Below are 16,339 nucleotides of genomic sequence, written 5' to 3'. Positions count from 1 at the left end.
AAGGAAGGTTCTGGAGTGGGTCAGCTAACTGATGCATCTGTTGTGTTGCGTTTAGGGTATCAAGCGATTCGTCGTGCCGGATTGCCAACAGAAGAAATTTTAACAAAAGCGGGTGTGGCATTAAATCAGGTTGAAACCAATGACCGTACCCCATTGAATGCACAATTTGCATTCTGGGTGGCTGCAGAAGAGGTCAGTAAGGATCCTGACATTGGTTTGCATCTGGGAGAGCATTTGCCTTTATATCGAGGGCAGGTGATTGAACACTTATTTATTTCATCTGAGAATTTCGGTGAAGGTTTAAAGCGGGCTTTGGCCTATCAACGCCTAATTAGCGATGCCTTTCATGCGCAATTGGTGATTGAAGATGACCGCTGCTATTTGACCAATGGTCATCAGCCTTGGGCAGAAAATATCGTGAATCGTCATTTTTCTGAATGCGCGATGTCCGGTGTTTTGCGTTTCTTTAAGTTTATTACTGAAGGGCGTTTTCAGCCGATTTATATCGACTTTAACTTTAGTCAGGGCGCGCCAGATGATGAGTATTTCCGTGTTTATGAATGCCCTGTGAGTTTAGGGCAGAAAGAAACCCGATTATATTTTGATCCGGCTATTTTAGAGTATCAATTGTGGCAGGCAGAACCTGAGTTATTACAATTGCATGAGCAGTTAGCGATTGAAAAACTTCAGGAGTTGGCGCGTTATGATTTGGTTGGTGAAGTTCGCCGTGCTATTGGTTCAACGCTTGAAAGTGGTGAAACCACACTCGAAACGGTCGCTGCACAGCTCAACATTACCCCACGTCGTTTACGGACTCAGTTGTCAGAAGCCAATACCAGTTTTCAGCAAATTTTGTCAGACTATCGCTGTCGTTTGGCTAAAAAATTATTGGCCAATACCAATGAAAGTGTGGAGCGCATTGTTTACTTAACGGGTTTTTCTGAGCCAAGTACGTTCTATCGCGCATTTAAACGCTGGACCAATGAAACGCCTGTGGAATACCGTAAGCGGAAGCAGCGTTAAGGTTGATCTTCGATAAAATCCTTTCCTAAACAGAATCCCCCCTTTGAAAGGGGTACTTTCATTTTTAGAACCTAGCAATGGCGAAAATGACACTCATCCCTCTGTGAAAGGGAGGTTGGGAGGAATTTTTTATTCAGGCATATTTAACCAATGAGGTCCCAGCGGAACTTGAGGAAGTTCAAACTGTGCTGGATAGTCTGCATGGATAAAATACAGCCCATCGGGCGGTGCGGTGACACCAGCTGCTTTTCGGTCTTCAGCCGCAAAAATGTCGTCAATATGGTCAACGTCATACATACCTTGCCCAATTTCCAATAAACAGCCCATGATGTTACGCACCATGTGATGTAAAAAACCATCGGCCTGAATATCTAGGACCAAGTAACATCCGTGTTGGATCAAGCGACAATGGCTGACATGACGAACTGGCTGATTGGACTGACAGGCTGCGGCACGGAAGCTTTCGAAATTATGAGTGCCTTCAAATTTGGCCGCGGCACGTTGCATTTTCAGCACATCTAGCTTGGCATAAACATGGGTCACTTGCTTATGTAATAAAGCTGGACGTTGTGGATTGTTATAGACCACATAGCGATAACGACGTGCTTGCGCTTTAAAGCGGGCATGGAAGTCCTGATCCATTTCCTTAATCCATTGGATGGAGATATCACGGGGTAATTGGCTATTGCTGCCCATTAACCATCCGCGAATGGGGCGAATCGCCTGAGTATCGAAATGTGCCACCATATTGGTTGCATGGACGCCGGCATCTGTTCGGCCAGCGCCATGCAACATGATCGGCTCATTGGCTACTTTACTGAGGACGGTTTCAATGGTTTCTTGCACGCTTGGTACGCCCGGTTGCTGAGTTTGCCAGCCCTTGTATTGCATGCCACAAAACTCAATCCCAATCGCAAAACGTTGCATAGTTACCTCAAATGACTTAATCGTTCCAATGCGCAGTCCAGTCTGCGGCACTGCCGTATTGTAAATACATTTTCAAACATTTGGCATAAAGATCTGCATGACCCAAACAATTGCTTAGTAATATTCCACTGTCTTTGACCCAGTCATTCACAGCATAGCGTTGATCTATACCGCCATGAACAACCTGTGTACTTAAAATAATTTTGCAATTTTTTTGTTGTATAGCCTTTAATACATTGAGTAACTCAGCATCAACGGCAATATTGCCTGTGCCAAAACCTTGCAGAATCAAAACGTCTGGCGTGTGTGTAAGCAGAGTCGTTAAATTTTGACTGTGTAGCTTGGTTGCAATCGGTTGCCACATCCAATTCAGGCAATTGAAATGAGCCGCTTTGTCTAAATCATTGGCCTGAACAATATAAGGCGATGTCAGCATTGAAAGTGGCTGTGTGGCTGGCAGCCCATCAAAGGCTTTTAGATCGGTTGTATGCACTTTCAGTGCGGATTGAGCATGCATCAATTGATGGTGAAAGGCCAAATAAACCCCAACACTCAATTGATGTACCGATTCCAATGCAAAATTTAAATTGTCGATGGCATCAGTAAATTCACGGGTATTGTCACCAGCCACATTAAATAGCGGATATTGGCTGCCTGTAAGCACGATATGAGCAGACTGTCCTATAAAGTGTGCAAGCACTGCACTGGCATAGCTAAGCGTGTCTGTACCATGAATAATTACGAAATGCTGAAATTGTTGTAATTGTAAGCTTTGAATTTGTTGAATCAGCGCCAGCCAGTCGGGCGCAGTACAAGCACTACTGTCACGAATGACAGGTGCAACAAAACATTCAATGTTTAGGTGTAGTGGCAGCACATGCTGTAATTTAGGTAAAAACGCATTCGCTGGCATGGGGCTTAACGGTTCACCGATACAACCGAAGGTACCACCCATATAAATAAGAGCAATTTTTTTCATCATAAAAAAAGCAGCCTTGAAAGACTGCTTTAGTTTAAATCGCTTTTGCTTAAGATGCGATTTCATTCAGTAACTGATCTGCTTGTTGACGTTGAGCTGAAGAAAACTCAGCTTCTTTTTCAGTCAAAATTTCACGTGCAGCGTCATAAGCACCTAGTTTGATGTATTGCGCTGCCAATTCAAGATTCAATTCAATTTCATTGACTTCAACCAGTTCAGGGAAAGATTGAACCAATGGATCGTTTTGGTCTGTAGCAGATGGGGTTGACGGTGTACCTAAACCGCTAATGTCAAAACTCACACCACTTGATGCAGGTACGGCAGGTTTCTCTTTAGGCGTAGACTCTAAGTTAAACTCTGTTGCAGGAGCGACAACGGCTTCTTCTGTTTTTGCTGTTTCAAAAGCACCTAAGTCAAAGTTTAAGGTTGGAGCTTCAACTTTGTTTTCTTCTACAACTGGTGTTTCTGTTGTAAATGAAAAATCTAAAGGCTCGATTTTTTCTTCTACAGTTTCTGTTTTAGTTTCAGCCGCAGCTTCAGTGCTTGGGGCAAAGTCCATTGCAAAATCAATTGGTTTGATTTCTTCAACGGCAGGAGATGGCTGAGCAATCTCTTCGGTTTTCAGTGTTGCTTCAAGTGCAGGTTCTGGTGAAATTGAAAGCGTGTCAAATTCAAGCGGCTGTATTTTTTCAGCAGGCGCACTTTCAACTGGGGTAGAAATGTCTGCTTTTGCAGGCGTTTCAGTGGTGAAATTAAAATCTAGTGGTTTAATTTCGGCTGCTTTGGGCTCAACAGGTGCAGCAGTTGAACTTTGCATTAAAGCATCAAAATCAGAGGTATTTTGGGCTTTTGAGGGAGCCTCTTCAGTGATCGGTGATACAAAGTTAATGGCATCATCTTTCACATTTTGAGAATTTTCAAACTCTACTTTTTTTGCTTCAGCTTGTTCTAAAATTTCATCAAGTTCAAGTGAACGAATATGGCTCAGCAATTGGCTGATGGCAAATTCGTCTTTTTGTAAAATGTGAATATCTAATAGATATAGATACAACTCATGTTGTGAGTTGTCACGTTTTAATGATTGATTAATTTGCGCTTCAGCAGAAAAGAAATTACGTTCCGCAATTAATTTTTCAATTTTACCACGAGCATCGGTCGTTAACGGCGTCATTGATTTTTTTTCAATGACACTGCTTTCAACCACTTGAGTTTTCTTCGGAGTCGCTTTGGCTGAAACACCCGATTTCTTGGTTTTAGTGGATGTTGGTTTGGCTTTATCTGATTCTTGACCTTTTTGGCGTTTGTTTAAAAAAACCAATACGATCACTAAGATCACTAATGGAATCACATAAATCAGCATGTTTTAACCCCTTGGAGATAGAGCGATATACAGTTGCACTCATCCCTATAAAATCTTGATTGGTAACGTTTTAGTTTATTGGCTTCTTTTATCTGCTTGTTGAGCTTTCAACTGTTGTTGCAGTTGAGCAAGACGAGCATTTAATAATTGAATTCTGTGATCCTTTTGATTTAGCGCCAATTCTAATTGAGTTACGTTTCTCTGTAATTTAACGGTTTTTTCACGAGATGTCATAACTTTTAATGACAACTCTTTCGAAGTTTTATTCTTTTCTGCCGCACTGTTGGCAGAAGATTGTGCCGAATCTTGCGCTTTCTCTGCAACCAGACTCATTTCAGCTTGATTCAAGCGGTATTTGGTTTTACCTGACTGCTTCGAAGGTACTTTGGCAAGTTCTGCAGCAGAGACTTTGACAGGCTGTTTTGCTTGCTGCATACCATGCAGATTTAAGGCAGCACCACGGCGCAGACGGTTTACATCGCCTTGAATGAATGCATGTTCGTTGCTGTTTTTAATTTGTTGCATGACTTCAGAAACAGGGCGGTTTTGTTCTGTCGCAATACGTGAGGCAATTCCCCAAAGGCTTTCATTCGAGCGAACCACATATTTTGCCACTGGTGTTGCTGTCGATGCAGCTGCAGTACTTGTTGGTTTTGGTGTAGATGCTGTTTGAGTTGTCGTTGTTGGATTTTCACGTTTTTGTGCTGCCTGCTCCGCAGCAAATTTTTGTGCCAATGGGTCTTGAGATCTTGCAGTTGATGCTGTTGCAGTTTGTGTGGCTTGCATTTCTGAACTGACAGAGCCGGTCGAATTGGTTTTTGTAACTTGCGAAATTGATGTTTCAGAACCTGATGAAGTACTTGCGCTATTTTGCTCCGCAGGTGCAACGCTATAATTTTGCACATGCGTGACAGGTTCAATCGCAACAGGCGTTGACGTTGCTAATTGTGCTAACTTCGGCGGTGTTTTGGTGCTGAGTAGTAAGGGTTGTTCTACAGCTACGGGTGCTTTTGCGGTGTAGAGGGTGCTGACAGGTAAATTTAAGGCAATTTCTTTTTCATTTACAATCACGACAGGTGTTAAAGCACGCTCATTGGCACGGGTTTGAGTCGCATTTGACGGCGCTGGATTGCGTTTTAATGGGGTACGAATTTGTTGCAGACGTGAAGCATTACCTTCTTTAATATTAACAATAAAATTAAGTTCTGCATCGGTTACTGGACGCGAAGAGGTAATGGTAATCACCCCGTTGCCTGCACCATCACGACGCGTAAAGAAGTTTAAATGTCCCGGCGGTTGATGCCCTGTACCCATACTCAATAAATCCTCTGCCGTGGCCAAACTTGCATTGAGCGGCACAGATGTGTTTGAGTGGCGAAAATGAATCTCAGCGTACAGCAATTCCCCGGGTGCTGACTGGACTTGTACAGGATCAATGCTGATCGCTTGAATGTTTTGAGATGCAATAACGGCTAAAATGGCGATCTTTAATTTGTTATATACGGTCATCTTAATCTTTAGCTCGAATATATGTCGCATGGCGAAAATTATAGATTAGCGAGTTGTCGAAGAATTGTAAAATATTTACACGACAGTTACATAAAAAAGCCGATCAATTGTGATCGGCTTCTTGTTCAGAGACTTAAAAATGCTTAAGCAGTTTTATAATCAATGAGAATTCTTAGCATACGACGTAAAGGTTCAGCAGCACCCCAAAGCAATTGGTCACCCACAGTGAATGCACCTAGGTATTCTTTACCCATGTTGAGCTTACGTAGACGACCAACTGGAACAGACAAGGTGCCAGTTACAGCAACAGGAGTCAGATCAGTCATTGAAGCTTCACGCGTATTCGGAACCACTTTAGACCAATCGTTGGCACTTGCGATGATATCTTCGATTTCATCCAGTGGAACATCTTTACGAAGTTTTAAAGTCAATGCTTGTGAGTGACAACGCATTGCACCAATACGGACACAGTGGCCATCGATTGGAACGATTTGCTGGTTGCCTAAGATCTTGTTGGTTTCAACTTGACCTTTCCATTCTTCTTTCGACTGACCGCTTTCAAGCTGTTTGTCGATATAAGGAATGAGAGAACCCGCTAAAGGCACACCGAAGTTTGCAGATGGGAAACCTTCGCCACGTTGTAATTGTGCAATTTTAGAATCGATATCTAAAATTGGTGAACGTGGGTCATCTAGTAAATCTTTGGTATTGTTGTACAAGTAGCCCATACCTGAAATCAGTTCACGCATGTTTTGCGCGCCTGCACCAGAAGCTGCTTGATAAGTCATTGAGGTTGCCCATTCCACTAAATTATTTTGGAATAGACCGCCTAAACCCATCAGCATAAGTGAAACGGTACAGTTACCGCCCACGAATGTTTTTGTGCCTTTCACTAAGCCGTCTTTGATTACGTTCATGTTTACTGGGTCAAGTACGATGATCGCTTCATCATCCATACGTAAAGTCGATGCAGCATCGATCCAGTAACCATTCCAGTTTTCAGCTTTCAGCTTAGGGAAAACTTCAGTTGTATAATCGCCACCTTGGCAGGTGATAATGACATCCATTTGCTTCAGACTATCAATGTCCGTTGCATCCATAAGTGCTGGGGCAGTCTTACCACCAAAAGCAGGGGCTTCACCACCTGCATTACTGGTAGAGAAATAAAACGGTTCGAAATGAGCGAAATCGTTTTCTTCAACCATACGTTGCATAAGGACGGAACCAACCATCCCGCGCCAACCGACCAGACCTACTTTCATGTCACTTTGCCTCGGTGCGTTAAAAAATAAAAGGGGGTTCGAGTGTACCAAAAGGGCGCATAACTGCAAGCGCTACATAATGAAAACACCAATAATATTGTGCAATATATCTTGTTTATGTTACATGCAAAACTGATATAAATTTATGAATCAATAAAAAATAAAGAATATAAGGGAGGCGTGATGATTTGGTTTGAAATACTGGCGGGCTTCGTCATTTGGTTGACATTTTGGTCACTGATCCCACGAGATGAATGGTGGTTTCGTGGTGCAGATTTTCCGCGCCTGCAAATTTTAGCTTTGGGCATATTCGCCTTCATGGGCCTAATTTTATGGAATGCGGAATGGGACTTGGCGCGTGAAATCATTTTAATTGGTTTGATTGCCGCCTTGGCTTATCAATTGAAAATGCTCTTGCCTTATACCTTTCTGTGGAAAAAACAAGTCAAACAAGTTCAATCAGACCAGTTAGATACACAAAAACAGATTTCAATCATTGTCTCCAATGTACTCACGCCGAATACTCAATATCACTTATTATTGGCACAAATACAAAAGCATCAACCTGACTTAGTACTCACGCTAGAAACAGATCAAACTTGGCAAAATGAATTGGCAGTGATTGAAGCTGATTATCCTTATCGCGTACCCGTACCTTTGGATAATTTGTATGGCATGCATTTGTATAGCAAGTTAGAACTTAGTGAAACTGAAGTCAAATTTATTCTCAGTGATGAAATTCCTTCGATCCACACCCGAGTCACCTTAGCATCAGGAAATCAGGTTCAACTGTATTGTTTACATCCCAAACCGCCAAGTCCAACAGAAGCCAAAGATTCAACTTTACGCGATGCAGAATTGCTGATTGTGGGCGATCAGATTAAAGATTTAGATGAAAGTTGCATTGTTATGGGGGACCTGAATGATGTGGCATGGTCACGGACCACACGACTCTTTCAACGAATCAGTGGGCTTTTAGACCCACGTGTTGGACGGCATTTCGTAAATACCTTTCATGCCAATTATCCACTGCTGCGTTGGTCGCTCGACCATATTTTTCATAGTACAGATTTTGCATTGGTACATATGGAACGCTTGCCCAATATCGGTTCAGACCATTTTCCAGTCTATGTGGTGCTGCAAACATGCAGGGTATTTGAGCAAATCCAAGAAGAATTAGAGCAAACAGATGAAGATGAACAAGAAGCGCAAGAGGCAATTCAGGAGGGTATAGAAAAAGCTGAGGAAGAGGAGAAGATTGTGACTGATGAAATCGCCCGTGATTATAAGGATGGTACGAAGGCACCTTGATTTTGTTTGATTTAAGAGAAAAGTGTAAGAAATAGCTTACACAGCTTTCGGCTTCTGACGAATGGTCAGGTCAAGTGTATTGACTTATTCTTTGTTCATCGGCACATGGAACTGGGAACGGAACATCCCACTAAGGAAGACGAAGCCGATGGAAGCATCACGGAACGGATGCAGGAAAGGAAAGCCAATAAAAAATAAAAAGAATACTTGTGAAAGCACAACCTCATAGACCCGAGTTTTGCAGGATGCAGAACTCGGGTTTTGCTTTTGTGATATACATATTTTTGCTTTTCTTTTGATCAATTTCTTTATACAGTGTGCCAAGAAAAGGTGATGAATTTCCAATAAAAATATAGGTATGAGGCGTTCTATGCTGTCCGAATGGCACCAGAAAATATTGCAGATTACACACTTATCTACGGATGCACTTTCCATTTACATTGGCTTAATCCTGTTTTTTTTTGTGGCCTTTTGCCATCACCGCCAATTGAAATCACATTATGCGATTTGGACCGTTGTGGTTGTCGCAGTGGGGTTGGAATTGTTTAATGTACGGCATGATATTTTAGATAGAGGCTATTGGCGTATAGGGCAAAGTTTGCAACATATTTTAAATGTCTTATTGCTGCCGCTAATCCTCTGGTTAATGGCTCGATACCGTGTGTGGAAGGGCTAAGTGGAAGCGCGAAATTGAAGGGCTAAATAGTAGGGTTGAATCACCATTGAGTCATTCATAATAAAAAAGGATATTGTGCATTTCACAATATCCTTTCTAGATGCAGATCTAGTTGCTGAATTAAAAATATTTCCAGAGCGTTATCCTGCACAGCAAAGATCTATGGAGTGTAGTCAATCAAGCTGAATGCTGAGAGACCACCTGCGTATACAACTCCAAAGTCTGGTCACACATCTCTTTTAAACTAAACATACTGATAGGCTGCACGTGTTGTGGTTGGTCTAAATGCAACTTTAAAGTGTCGAGTAATTGTGTTTCATCATCGACAGTGACTAAACCTTGCGAATAGACATTCGATAAAATTTCAGCTACGCCACCACGGTTCCAACCAATCACAGGTGTACCGACAGACAGTGCTTCGAGTACAGTCCGTCCAAAGGTTTCCGCTTGGCTCGACAAAGATAAAACCAAATCGCTAAAAGCTAACCATTCACGGATATCTGAACGGTGACCGACAAAAGTAATCCGATCACTCAGTCCTTTCGCCGCAATGCTGTCTTGCATTTCTTGTAAATAAGCTGCTTTTTTCGGATCAGCACCCCCGACCACCGCCGCATGTACGTCGGGATACTGTGTTTGTAGCTGTTCCATTAAATGGATCAGGGTTTCATGACCTTTCAAACGGGTGATACGGCCTGGTAAGCAAATCAGACGCTTATTTTCTAGTTCAGGGAAATCTTTTAGGGTTTGATTGAGCCACTGTGCTGAGGGTTGATAACCATGCGGAAAAGCAGCGGGGTCAATGCCACGATAAATACGCACAATGTCCTTGGTAGGACAGTTTTTGTAGTTGTCCGTGATGTATTTGACAACACTATCCGAGACCGCAATGACTTTTTCAGCCTGCGTCATGATTTGACTGTAGCGATTTATCGAATAAAAGCCATGTACAGTTGAAATCAGGTGAGGTCGTTTGTTTGCAGGAATCTCTTTGAGGGCAAAATGCGTGAGCCACGCGGGGACACGTGAGCGCACATGCACGATATCTGGTTGATGTTGCTCAATCAGTTTACGTAGAGGACGAATTTGCCATAAGCTTGATAAGGCTTTTTTATGGATTGCGAGCGTGAGATGAGTTGAGCCTTCGGCTTCCAATTGAGTCACCATACGGCCACCATTTGAAACCACTAAGGACTCATGACCGGCGGTCACTAAAGCACGAGCTATTTCTAAGGTTCCTCGCTCGACACCACCACTGTTCAATTCAGGTAAAAGCTGCATCACTTTCATAGCATTTCTCTTTTTTATGTGCTGAGTTGAACTCAATAGATTTTGTCATAGCCTTGTGGGCGGGTTTTAAAGCGGCGATGGAACCACATGTATTGTGTCGGTGCGATTCGCAGCTGATTTTCAATAATTTTATTGGTTCGAATAGCATCCGAAACTTCATCGTCACTCGGAAAATTGTCCAAAGCAGGTTCAATCAATACATGATATTGAGGGTTGCTGATGTCGCCATCTCGATAAAAATACAATGGGATCGCCACGGCTTTAGCAATTTTTAATAAGCGACGATGCGCAGTAACAGTGGCTGCGGGAGTACCAAAAAATGGTGCCATGACCCCTTGTTTTAAACCAAAGTCCTGATCGGGACTGTACCAAATGGCATGGGCATTTTTCAGATTGCGAATCAAGCCACGCATATCATCATGGTCGATTTGGTTGGCATAGATGGTGGCACGGCAACGCACAATCAACATATCCAACAGCGGATTATTTTGCGGACGATAAACCACATCCGGCTCAAAGAACTGTGCGCATAAATAGCCACCAGCATCGAGCAGGGTAGAATGTGTGCCGAGGAGTAAAATACCTTTGCCTTCAGCTTGTGCATTTTGAATATGTTCTAAGCCTTCAATTTGCACCCGATTTTTGAACCACTGCGGACTGTACCATGCATTTAAAGTTTCAAAAATGCCAATCATTTGGTCGATAAAAACCTGTCGTGCATTGGCCTCAACCTGTTCTGCTGTCCATTCAGGAAAGCAAACTTCCAAGTTGCGAATCGTGGTTTTACGACGTGATTTGAGATTATTAAATGCGACAGAACCGAGGAATTGCCCAAGTCGATACTGAATTGCCCACGGAAGAATCGCCAAAATCATAAGAAATACAATCCCTATCCAAATTCCCCAATACTGAGGAAGTAAGAAAGACCATTGGAATTTTCCGGGTTGATATGTTGGCTTTTGACTCATAGGGCTAAATCAAAGATTAAAAAATAGGGTTCAGTTTAGCATGAAGCTGAATTGAAAGAGAAAGTTCAACCTCATGCTGCATCAGACTTAACCTTTGACTTAACCTTTGACTAAACCGCCATCGACAATCAAATTCTGCCCGGTGACCGCACGTGAGTAAGGGGACAAGAACATCATGATGGCCGCAGCAAATTCTTCAGCAGTGGTCACTGTGCGTAAAGGTGTCGATGCCGCGATTAAATCAAACACGGCATCGGGTGTCGCTTTACTGGCATCGGTGCTTTGTAATAAGCCACCAGAAAGCATATTGACGTTAATCCCAAACTCACCCAGTTCATGCGCCGCTGTGCGGGTGAAGGCCAACAGCGCTGCCTTTGCTGCAGTGTAGTCGTGGTAAGGCACGACAGGGTTTTGTACCAGGTTGGTACCAATATTCACAATGCGACCAAAACCCTGTGCTTTCATCTTGGGAAGCGCCGCTTGAGTGGTGTTGAGTGCAGCGACGACTGCTCCATCAAATTGTTGCTGTAAGTGCTGTGCAGTCAGTTCTTCCATTTTAGGACGGGCATCGCCATTAAATTGAAAATGGATGAGGGCATTATTCACGACAGAGGTGATTGAGGCACCAAAATGTGCTCTTGCTGCGGCAAAAAGCTGTTCTACTTGAGCTTTATCAGTGACATCTGCTTGATAGGCAAACACTTGCTGAGGAAATTCGGTAGTCAATTGTTCTGCTGCAGTTTGACTGGATAGATAGTTCACGACCACGCGTGCGCCTTCAGCTATTAAAGTTTGGCTAATTGCCAAACCGAGGCCACGTGCGCCTCCTGTAACTAAGACAATTTGATCTGAAATTTGCATGTTCGTGACCCAATCTAATGTTGAGTGTCACCATAGCAAGCTTTTCACATTAGCGGAATCGTCTTTACAGACGCTGCATGCTCCAATTTGAAACTGAGTCATCCGATCTAATAATTCAGTCGAGTCATACGAGATAAAAAAAGCCGTATCGAAATACGGCTTTTTCTGTGTGGAATATTTGTGGACTTAGCCTTTAGCGAGCATTTCTAGCTCATCTAAACGTTCCATTTTTTCTAGCATTTCGTCATCAATTTCAGCAAGACGCTGTGATGCTTTAGTGGCAGCATCGGCGTCAGTCATGAACCAAGAACCGTCGGCTAATTTTTCAGACAATTCAGCTTGCTCTTGTTCTAATGCTTCAATTTCAGTCGGTAGTTGTTCTAGGGCACGTTGGTCTTTATAGCTGAGCTTGACTTTTTTAGGCACGGCAGCGGCAGCCGCGGCTTCGGCTTTAGCCATGGCTTTTTTCACATCGCTTTTTTGATCCACGACAGTTTGGTCAGGACGCTGTTCCAAATAGTCTTGGTAACCACCGATGTATTCATCGATTTGACCTTTACCATCAAAGACCCAAGTCGACGTCACCACGTTGTCCATAAAGGCACGGTCATGCGAAATCAGTAACAGTGTGCCTTTGTACGCGCTGAGCATTTCTTCTAACAGTTCAAGCGTCACCATATCCAAGTCGTTGGTCGGTTCGTCCATCACAATCAGGTTCGATGGTTTCAGTAGCAGTTTCGCCAACAGAATACGGTTACGCTCACCCCCAGACAGTGCTTTAACTGGTGTACGTGCGCGTTCTGGAGAGAATAAAAAGTCTTGTAAATAACTGTAGATGTGACGACGGCTACCGTTTACATCGACATGGTCTGAGCCTTCAGAGACGTTATCTTTCACTGATTTTTCAAGATCAAGTGCATTTCGAAGCTGATCAAAGTAAGCAACTTCAAGCTGTGTACCTGTTTTTACTGTACCAGTATGTTCTTGCTCACCCAAAATAGCTTTAATGAGGGTGGTTTTACCCACACCGTTGTCACCGACTAAACCGATACGGTCACCACGTAATACCAGCGCCGAGAAGTCTTTGATGATTGGAGCACTGTTGCCAAATTGCACAGCTAAGTTTTCAATTTCAAAGACCACTTTACCTGAGCGCTGCGCATCTTGCGTTGCCATGCTCACTTTACCTTGTTGTGAACGACGTGCTTTAGACTCTTCACGCAACGCTTTTAAGGCACGAACACGACCTTCGTTACGGGTACGACGCGCTTTAATGCCCTGACGAATCCACATTTCTTCTTCAGCGAGTTTTTTATCGAATAGCGCATTTTGTTTCTCTTCCGCTTCCATTTGCTGAGCTTTGAGTTCGAGGTAACGTGAATAGTTGCCTTCATAGCTACGCAAAATGCCGCGGTCAAGTTCCACAATACGAGTCGCAATATTGTCGACAAATGAACGGTCATGCGAAATAAACAACAGGGTTAAGTTGTTTTGATCGAGTAAGAATTTTTCGAGCCATTCAATACTTTCAACGTCCAAATGGTTGGTTGGTTCGTCGAGTAGCAATACATCGGGCTGCGTTAAGAGAGCACGTGCCAATAGAACACGACGCTTACGACCACCAGACAAATCTGCAAGGTCAGCTTCTGGGTCTAGGCCCATTTTACTGAGGATAGCATTCACTTTGGTTTCAAGTGACCAGCCATCCATTTGATCCATCTGATGTTGTAAGTTACCCATGCGCTCACAGGCGTCCATATCGCCGAGTACGCAGGCTTCGCTGGCTTCATGATAAGCACGTAGAACAGTTGCAGCTTCACCAGCACCATCGGCTACAATATCAGCGACTTTGCCCGAATCCATGGGTACATCTTGCGCAAGCATTGAAATCGTAATGCCATTTTGCAATGAAACTTCACCGCCGTCTGGCAATAAAGTTCCCTCAATCAGTTTAAGTAAAGTAGACTTACCTTCACCATTACGACCGATTAGACACACTCGTTCGCCACGCTCTAAACTGAAGTTCGCGCCGTCGAGTAGGGAAGGTCCGCCAAACGCAAGCTGGACGTCCCTTAAAGTAATATAGGCCATAATGTTTCCTGAAATCTTATATGAGGAGTGTAAATTGACTACACAACAAAATCTTGATGAACAGGCGTCATTTTCCGCACCCATTGAAGATTTGCAAGTCCGAATTGCATTTTTAGATGATTTAGTTGACCAACTGAATGGTCAAGTTGCGCGTCAAAACGCCGAAATCGCTGATTTAAAGAAACAAATGCAGATGTTGTATCGTCGTATTGAATCGGCAGATTTATCTGAAGGTATTGCGGCATTTGACCCGATGACCAACCGCCCACCGCATTATTAATGTCGATTTTGAATGACAGGCAGATGACGAATCAGCGCCAAAGCTGTGGATTGGTGTAAATTTATTTGACCTTTTGCAGCGTGACAGGTCTAATGCACCGCATCTGCTGATCGAAACCCATTATTTCATCTCATGAGTCAAAAAGTTGTCCTGCTAGATTTGGAAAATAACCCGCCCACAGCAAATCTATTGCGCAATATCATTGAACATTACAGTACTTTGTATGTGTTTAGCTGCAGCGGAAAATTTGAATATGCACTTGAAGATTTGACTGAAATTGCAGGGTGGATCGCGAGTGGTCAATTGGTGGTTTTGGATATTCCAGAAACGCCGCAAAAAGAATTTGAATATGCGGTGATTGTGGGGCAACTGATGGCCTTGATGGATCCAGATGCGCATATTGAAGTGATTTCAGCAATGCCTGATATTGAATTACTGATGGAACAATTGAACGGCACTGGACTCAGCGCACATCTTATTCAAATTCAATCAGAACAAGAAGTTTCACATAAAGTGAAGTATAAAATTCCTGACCTAGAAACCATTCGGAATAAACCTGATTTATTACTGATTAAACACTATTGTGATGGTCTGGAAAAACTCAGTGGCAAACCCAACAGTTTGGATAAACTGAAAAACTCATTGATGAATATTTTGCAAGTCTCTAGCGAAAAAGCTCAGCATTTGGTCGGTATGTTGATCAATCTAAAAATCGTCAAACGCTTTGATGAGCAGATTTCGATTCGAAAAAAAGTACTCAAACAATGGGTGCAGCTAGATTTAAATACGACTGCTGAAACAACATTGCCGATAAAAACAGACCTGAATGCATTTACTGCTTCACTCGAAGATCAAACCTCAAATACTGATGATACGGCGTCGATGATTCAGGCTGCACAGCAAGGCTTATTTAAAAATTTCAATAAGATTGATCCTGTGCAAATGGAAGTGATCCGAAAATTGCATGAATTAAAGTCAGATAAACCAAAAGATATCTATGCCTTACGTGATTTATTGGAGCAAATGTTCCCACAATCTGACGTTCGATTATTACTTAAAGAGTTGATCGAAAAAGGATATATCTATTGGAATGGTCACGAAGTGCTGTATAGCCACGAGATGTTCCTGAATTAATATAAAATAATTAAATGGGTGAGCTATGAAAAAAATATTATTACTTGATATTGAAAATTTGCATAAAACTGAAAATGAGTTGCTAACTTATTTAAAGCAATACTCATCTATTTATTTAGTTTACGCCAAGTCTCCAATAAGTTTTAGCTTGGATGGTTTGGTTAAGCTCTCTCCATTTATTATGAATGGCAAACTAAAAGTATTAAAAATGCCAAAGATTGGGAAGGATGCAGCTGATTTTGGACTAACATTTATTGCAGGCCAACTTTCTACACAAGTTTCGGCTAAGGAATTTAGTTTTGATGTTATGTCTAATGATCATTCCATGGGGTATGTTGTTGATTTATTAAAAATAGCTAAATTTGAAGCTAAAATTATTCATGAAAAGCCGCTAGTTTCTGTTCATGTAATTAACGAAGTGAAAGCTGAGCAAAATGTGGGTGAGCTAATTTTTCAATATTGTGAATATTTAACAAAAAATGCAGCTAGACCTGCAAAGTTAGAAAGTTTATTAAACTCACTTAAAGCTATACTTAAAGTGAGTGATGATGTTGCCAAGGTTTTAGTTGAGTTATTAAAAAAACACAAAATTATCCGCTTGGATAATAGTAAAATATTTTATCAAGATCCAAGTTTGCAGAAGTTTTTGAAATCAAATAAACAAACTG

Annotated in this window: 15 protein-coding genes; 6 read left to right on the top strand and 9 right to left on the bottom strand. The window is 42.4% G+C overall.

All coding sequences use genetic code 11. The features are described 5' to 3' along the window. Nucleotides 1-15: 15 nt before the first annotated feature. Nucleotides 16-1,023, top strand: coding sequence for an AraC family transcriptional regulator (locus FTV11_RS02210; protein WP_078189717.1), 1,008 nt, complete (start codon nucleotides 16-18; stop codon nucleotides 1,021-1,023). Between the two features lie 129 nt (nucleotides 1,024-1,152). Here FTV11_RS02210 and truA read toward each other — a convergent pair whose 3' ends face one another. The 5 genes from truA to asd all read right to left on the bottom strand — a co-directional run bounded on the left by truA (nucleotide 1,153) and on the right by asd (nucleotide 7,060). Then, complete coding sequence (truA, locus tag FTV11_RS02205; RefSeq protein WP_078189716.1) at nucleotides 1,153-1,950, bottom strand: tRNA pseudouridine(38-40) synthase TruA; 798 nt, start codon at nucleotides 1,948-1,950, stop codon at nucleotides 1,153-1,155. Between the two features lie 16 nt (nucleotides 1,951-1,966). Next, nucleotides 1,967-2,929 (bottom strand): asparaginase domain-containing protein, encoded by a 963-nt coding sequence (locus FTV11_RS02200; protein WP_180007259.1) that lies wholly within the window; start codon nucleotides 2,927-2,929, stop codon nucleotides 1,967-1,969. A gap of 49 nt (nucleotides 2,930-2,978) precedes the next feature. Next, on the bottom strand, nucleotides 2,979-4,289 hold the full coding sequence (locus FTV11_RS02195) for a fimbrial protein FimV (RefSeq protein ID WP_180073318.1): 1,311 nt from the start codon (nucleotides 4,287-4,289) through the stop codon (nucleotides 2,979-2,981). A 75-nt stretch (nucleotides 4,290-4,364) separates the two neighbouring features. Further along, nucleotides 4,365-5,798, bottom strand: a complete 1,434-nt coding sequence (locus FTV11_RS02190; RefSeq protein ID WP_180007153.1) for a hypothetical protein — start codon at nucleotides 5,796-5,798, stop codon at nucleotides 4,365-4,367. 143 nt (nucleotides 5,799-5,941) lie between these two features. Then, a complete protein-coding gene (gene asd / locus FTV11_RS02185; RefSeq protein ID WP_111884081.1) occupies nucleotides 5,942-7,060 on the bottom strand; it encodes an aspartate-semialdehyde dehydrogenase in 1,119 nt (372 codons plus the stop codon). A gap of 183 nt (nucleotides 7,061-7,243) precedes the next feature. On the opposite strand from asd, the gene FTV11_RS02180 reads away from it, so the two are divergent. Together FTV11_RS02180 and FTV11_RS02175 are read left to right on the top strand one after the other, a co-directional pair. Beyond that, complete coding sequence (locus tag FTV11_RS02180) at nucleotides 7,244-8,371, top strand: endonuclease/exonuclease/phosphatase family protein (protein WP_180073317.1); 1,128 nt, start codon at nucleotides 7,244-7,246, stop codon at nucleotides 8,369-8,371. Between the two features lie 370 nt (nucleotides 8,372-8,741). Then, on the top strand, nucleotides 8,742-9,047 hold the full coding sequence (locus FTV11_RS02175) for a hypothetical protein (RefSeq protein WP_257223142.1): 306 nt from the start codon (nucleotides 8,742-8,744) through the stop codon (nucleotides 9,045-9,047). Between the two features lie 177 nt (nucleotides 9,048-9,224). On the opposite strand, the gene FTV11_RS02170 is transcribed toward FTV11_RS02175, so the two are convergent. The 4 genes from FTV11_RS02170 to FTV11_RS02155 all read right to left on the bottom strand — a co-directional run bounded on the left by FTV11_RS02170 (nucleotide 9,225) and on the right by FTV11_RS02155 (nucleotide 14,257). Further along, the gene (locus FTV11_RS02170; protein WP_180073315.1) at nucleotides 9,225-10,337 is read right to left on the bottom strand and encodes a glycosyltransferase family 4 protein; all 1,113 of its coding nucleotides are present in this window, start codon (nucleotides 10,335-10,337) and stop codon (nucleotides 9,225-9,227) included. A 32-nt stretch (nucleotides 10,338-10,369) separates the two neighbouring features. After that, entirely contained in the window at nucleotides 10,370-11,305 is a 936-nt protein-coding gene (lpxL, locus tag FTV11_RS02165; protein ID WP_180073314.1) for an LpxL/LpxP family Kdo(2)-lipid IV(A) lauroyl/palmitoleoyl acyltransferase, read from the bottom strand. A gap of 99 nt (nucleotides 11,306-11,404) precedes the next feature. After that, nucleotides 11,405-12,166 (bottom strand): 3-oxoacyl-ACP reductase, encoded by a 762-nt coding sequence (locus FTV11_RS02160; RefSeq protein ID WP_180073313.1) that lies wholly within the window; start codon nucleotides 12,164-12,166, stop codon nucleotides 11,405-11,407. A gap of 186 nt (nucleotides 12,167-12,352) precedes the next feature. Next, complete coding sequence (locus tag FTV11_RS02155; RefSeq protein WP_180073312.1) at nucleotides 12,353-14,257, bottom strand: ATP-binding cassette domain-containing protein; 1,905 nt, start codon at nucleotides 14,255-14,257, stop codon at nucleotides 12,353-12,355. 34 nt (nucleotides 14,258-14,291) lie between these two features. On the opposite strand from FTV11_RS02155, the gene FTV11_RS02150 reads away from it, so the two are divergent. The 3 genes from FTV11_RS02150 to FTV11_RS02140 form a co-directional block, all read left to right on the top strand. Next, the gene (locus FTV11_RS02150) at nucleotides 14,292-14,537 is read left to right on the top strand and encodes a SlyX family protein (RefSeq protein ID WP_180073311.1); all 246 of its coding nucleotides are present in this window, start codon (nucleotides 14,292-14,294) and stop codon (nucleotides 14,535-14,537) included. A 132-nt stretch (nucleotides 14,538-14,669) separates the two neighbouring features. Beyond that, complete coding sequence (locus FTV11_RS02145; protein WP_180073310.1) at nucleotides 14,670-15,671, top strand: hypothetical protein; 1,002 nt, start codon at nucleotides 14,670-14,672, stop codon at nucleotides 15,669-15,671. 25 nt (nucleotides 15,672-15,696) lie between these two features. Further along, nucleotides 15,697-16,339 (top strand): PIN domain-containing protein (locus FTV11_RS02140; RefSeq protein WP_257223141.1); only part of this gene is annotated, 643 nt, incomplete at its 3' end.

It is taken from the genome of Acinetobacter sp. YH12231 (genome assembly GCF_013417755.1).
GTDB classification, from domain to species: Bacteria; Pseudomonadota; Gammaproteobacteria; order Pseudomonadales; family Moraxellaceae; genus Acinetobacter; species Acinetobacter amyesii.
Note: the sequence above shows the minus strand (reverse complement) of the source record. Positions and strands in the feature narration are given on the sequence as shown.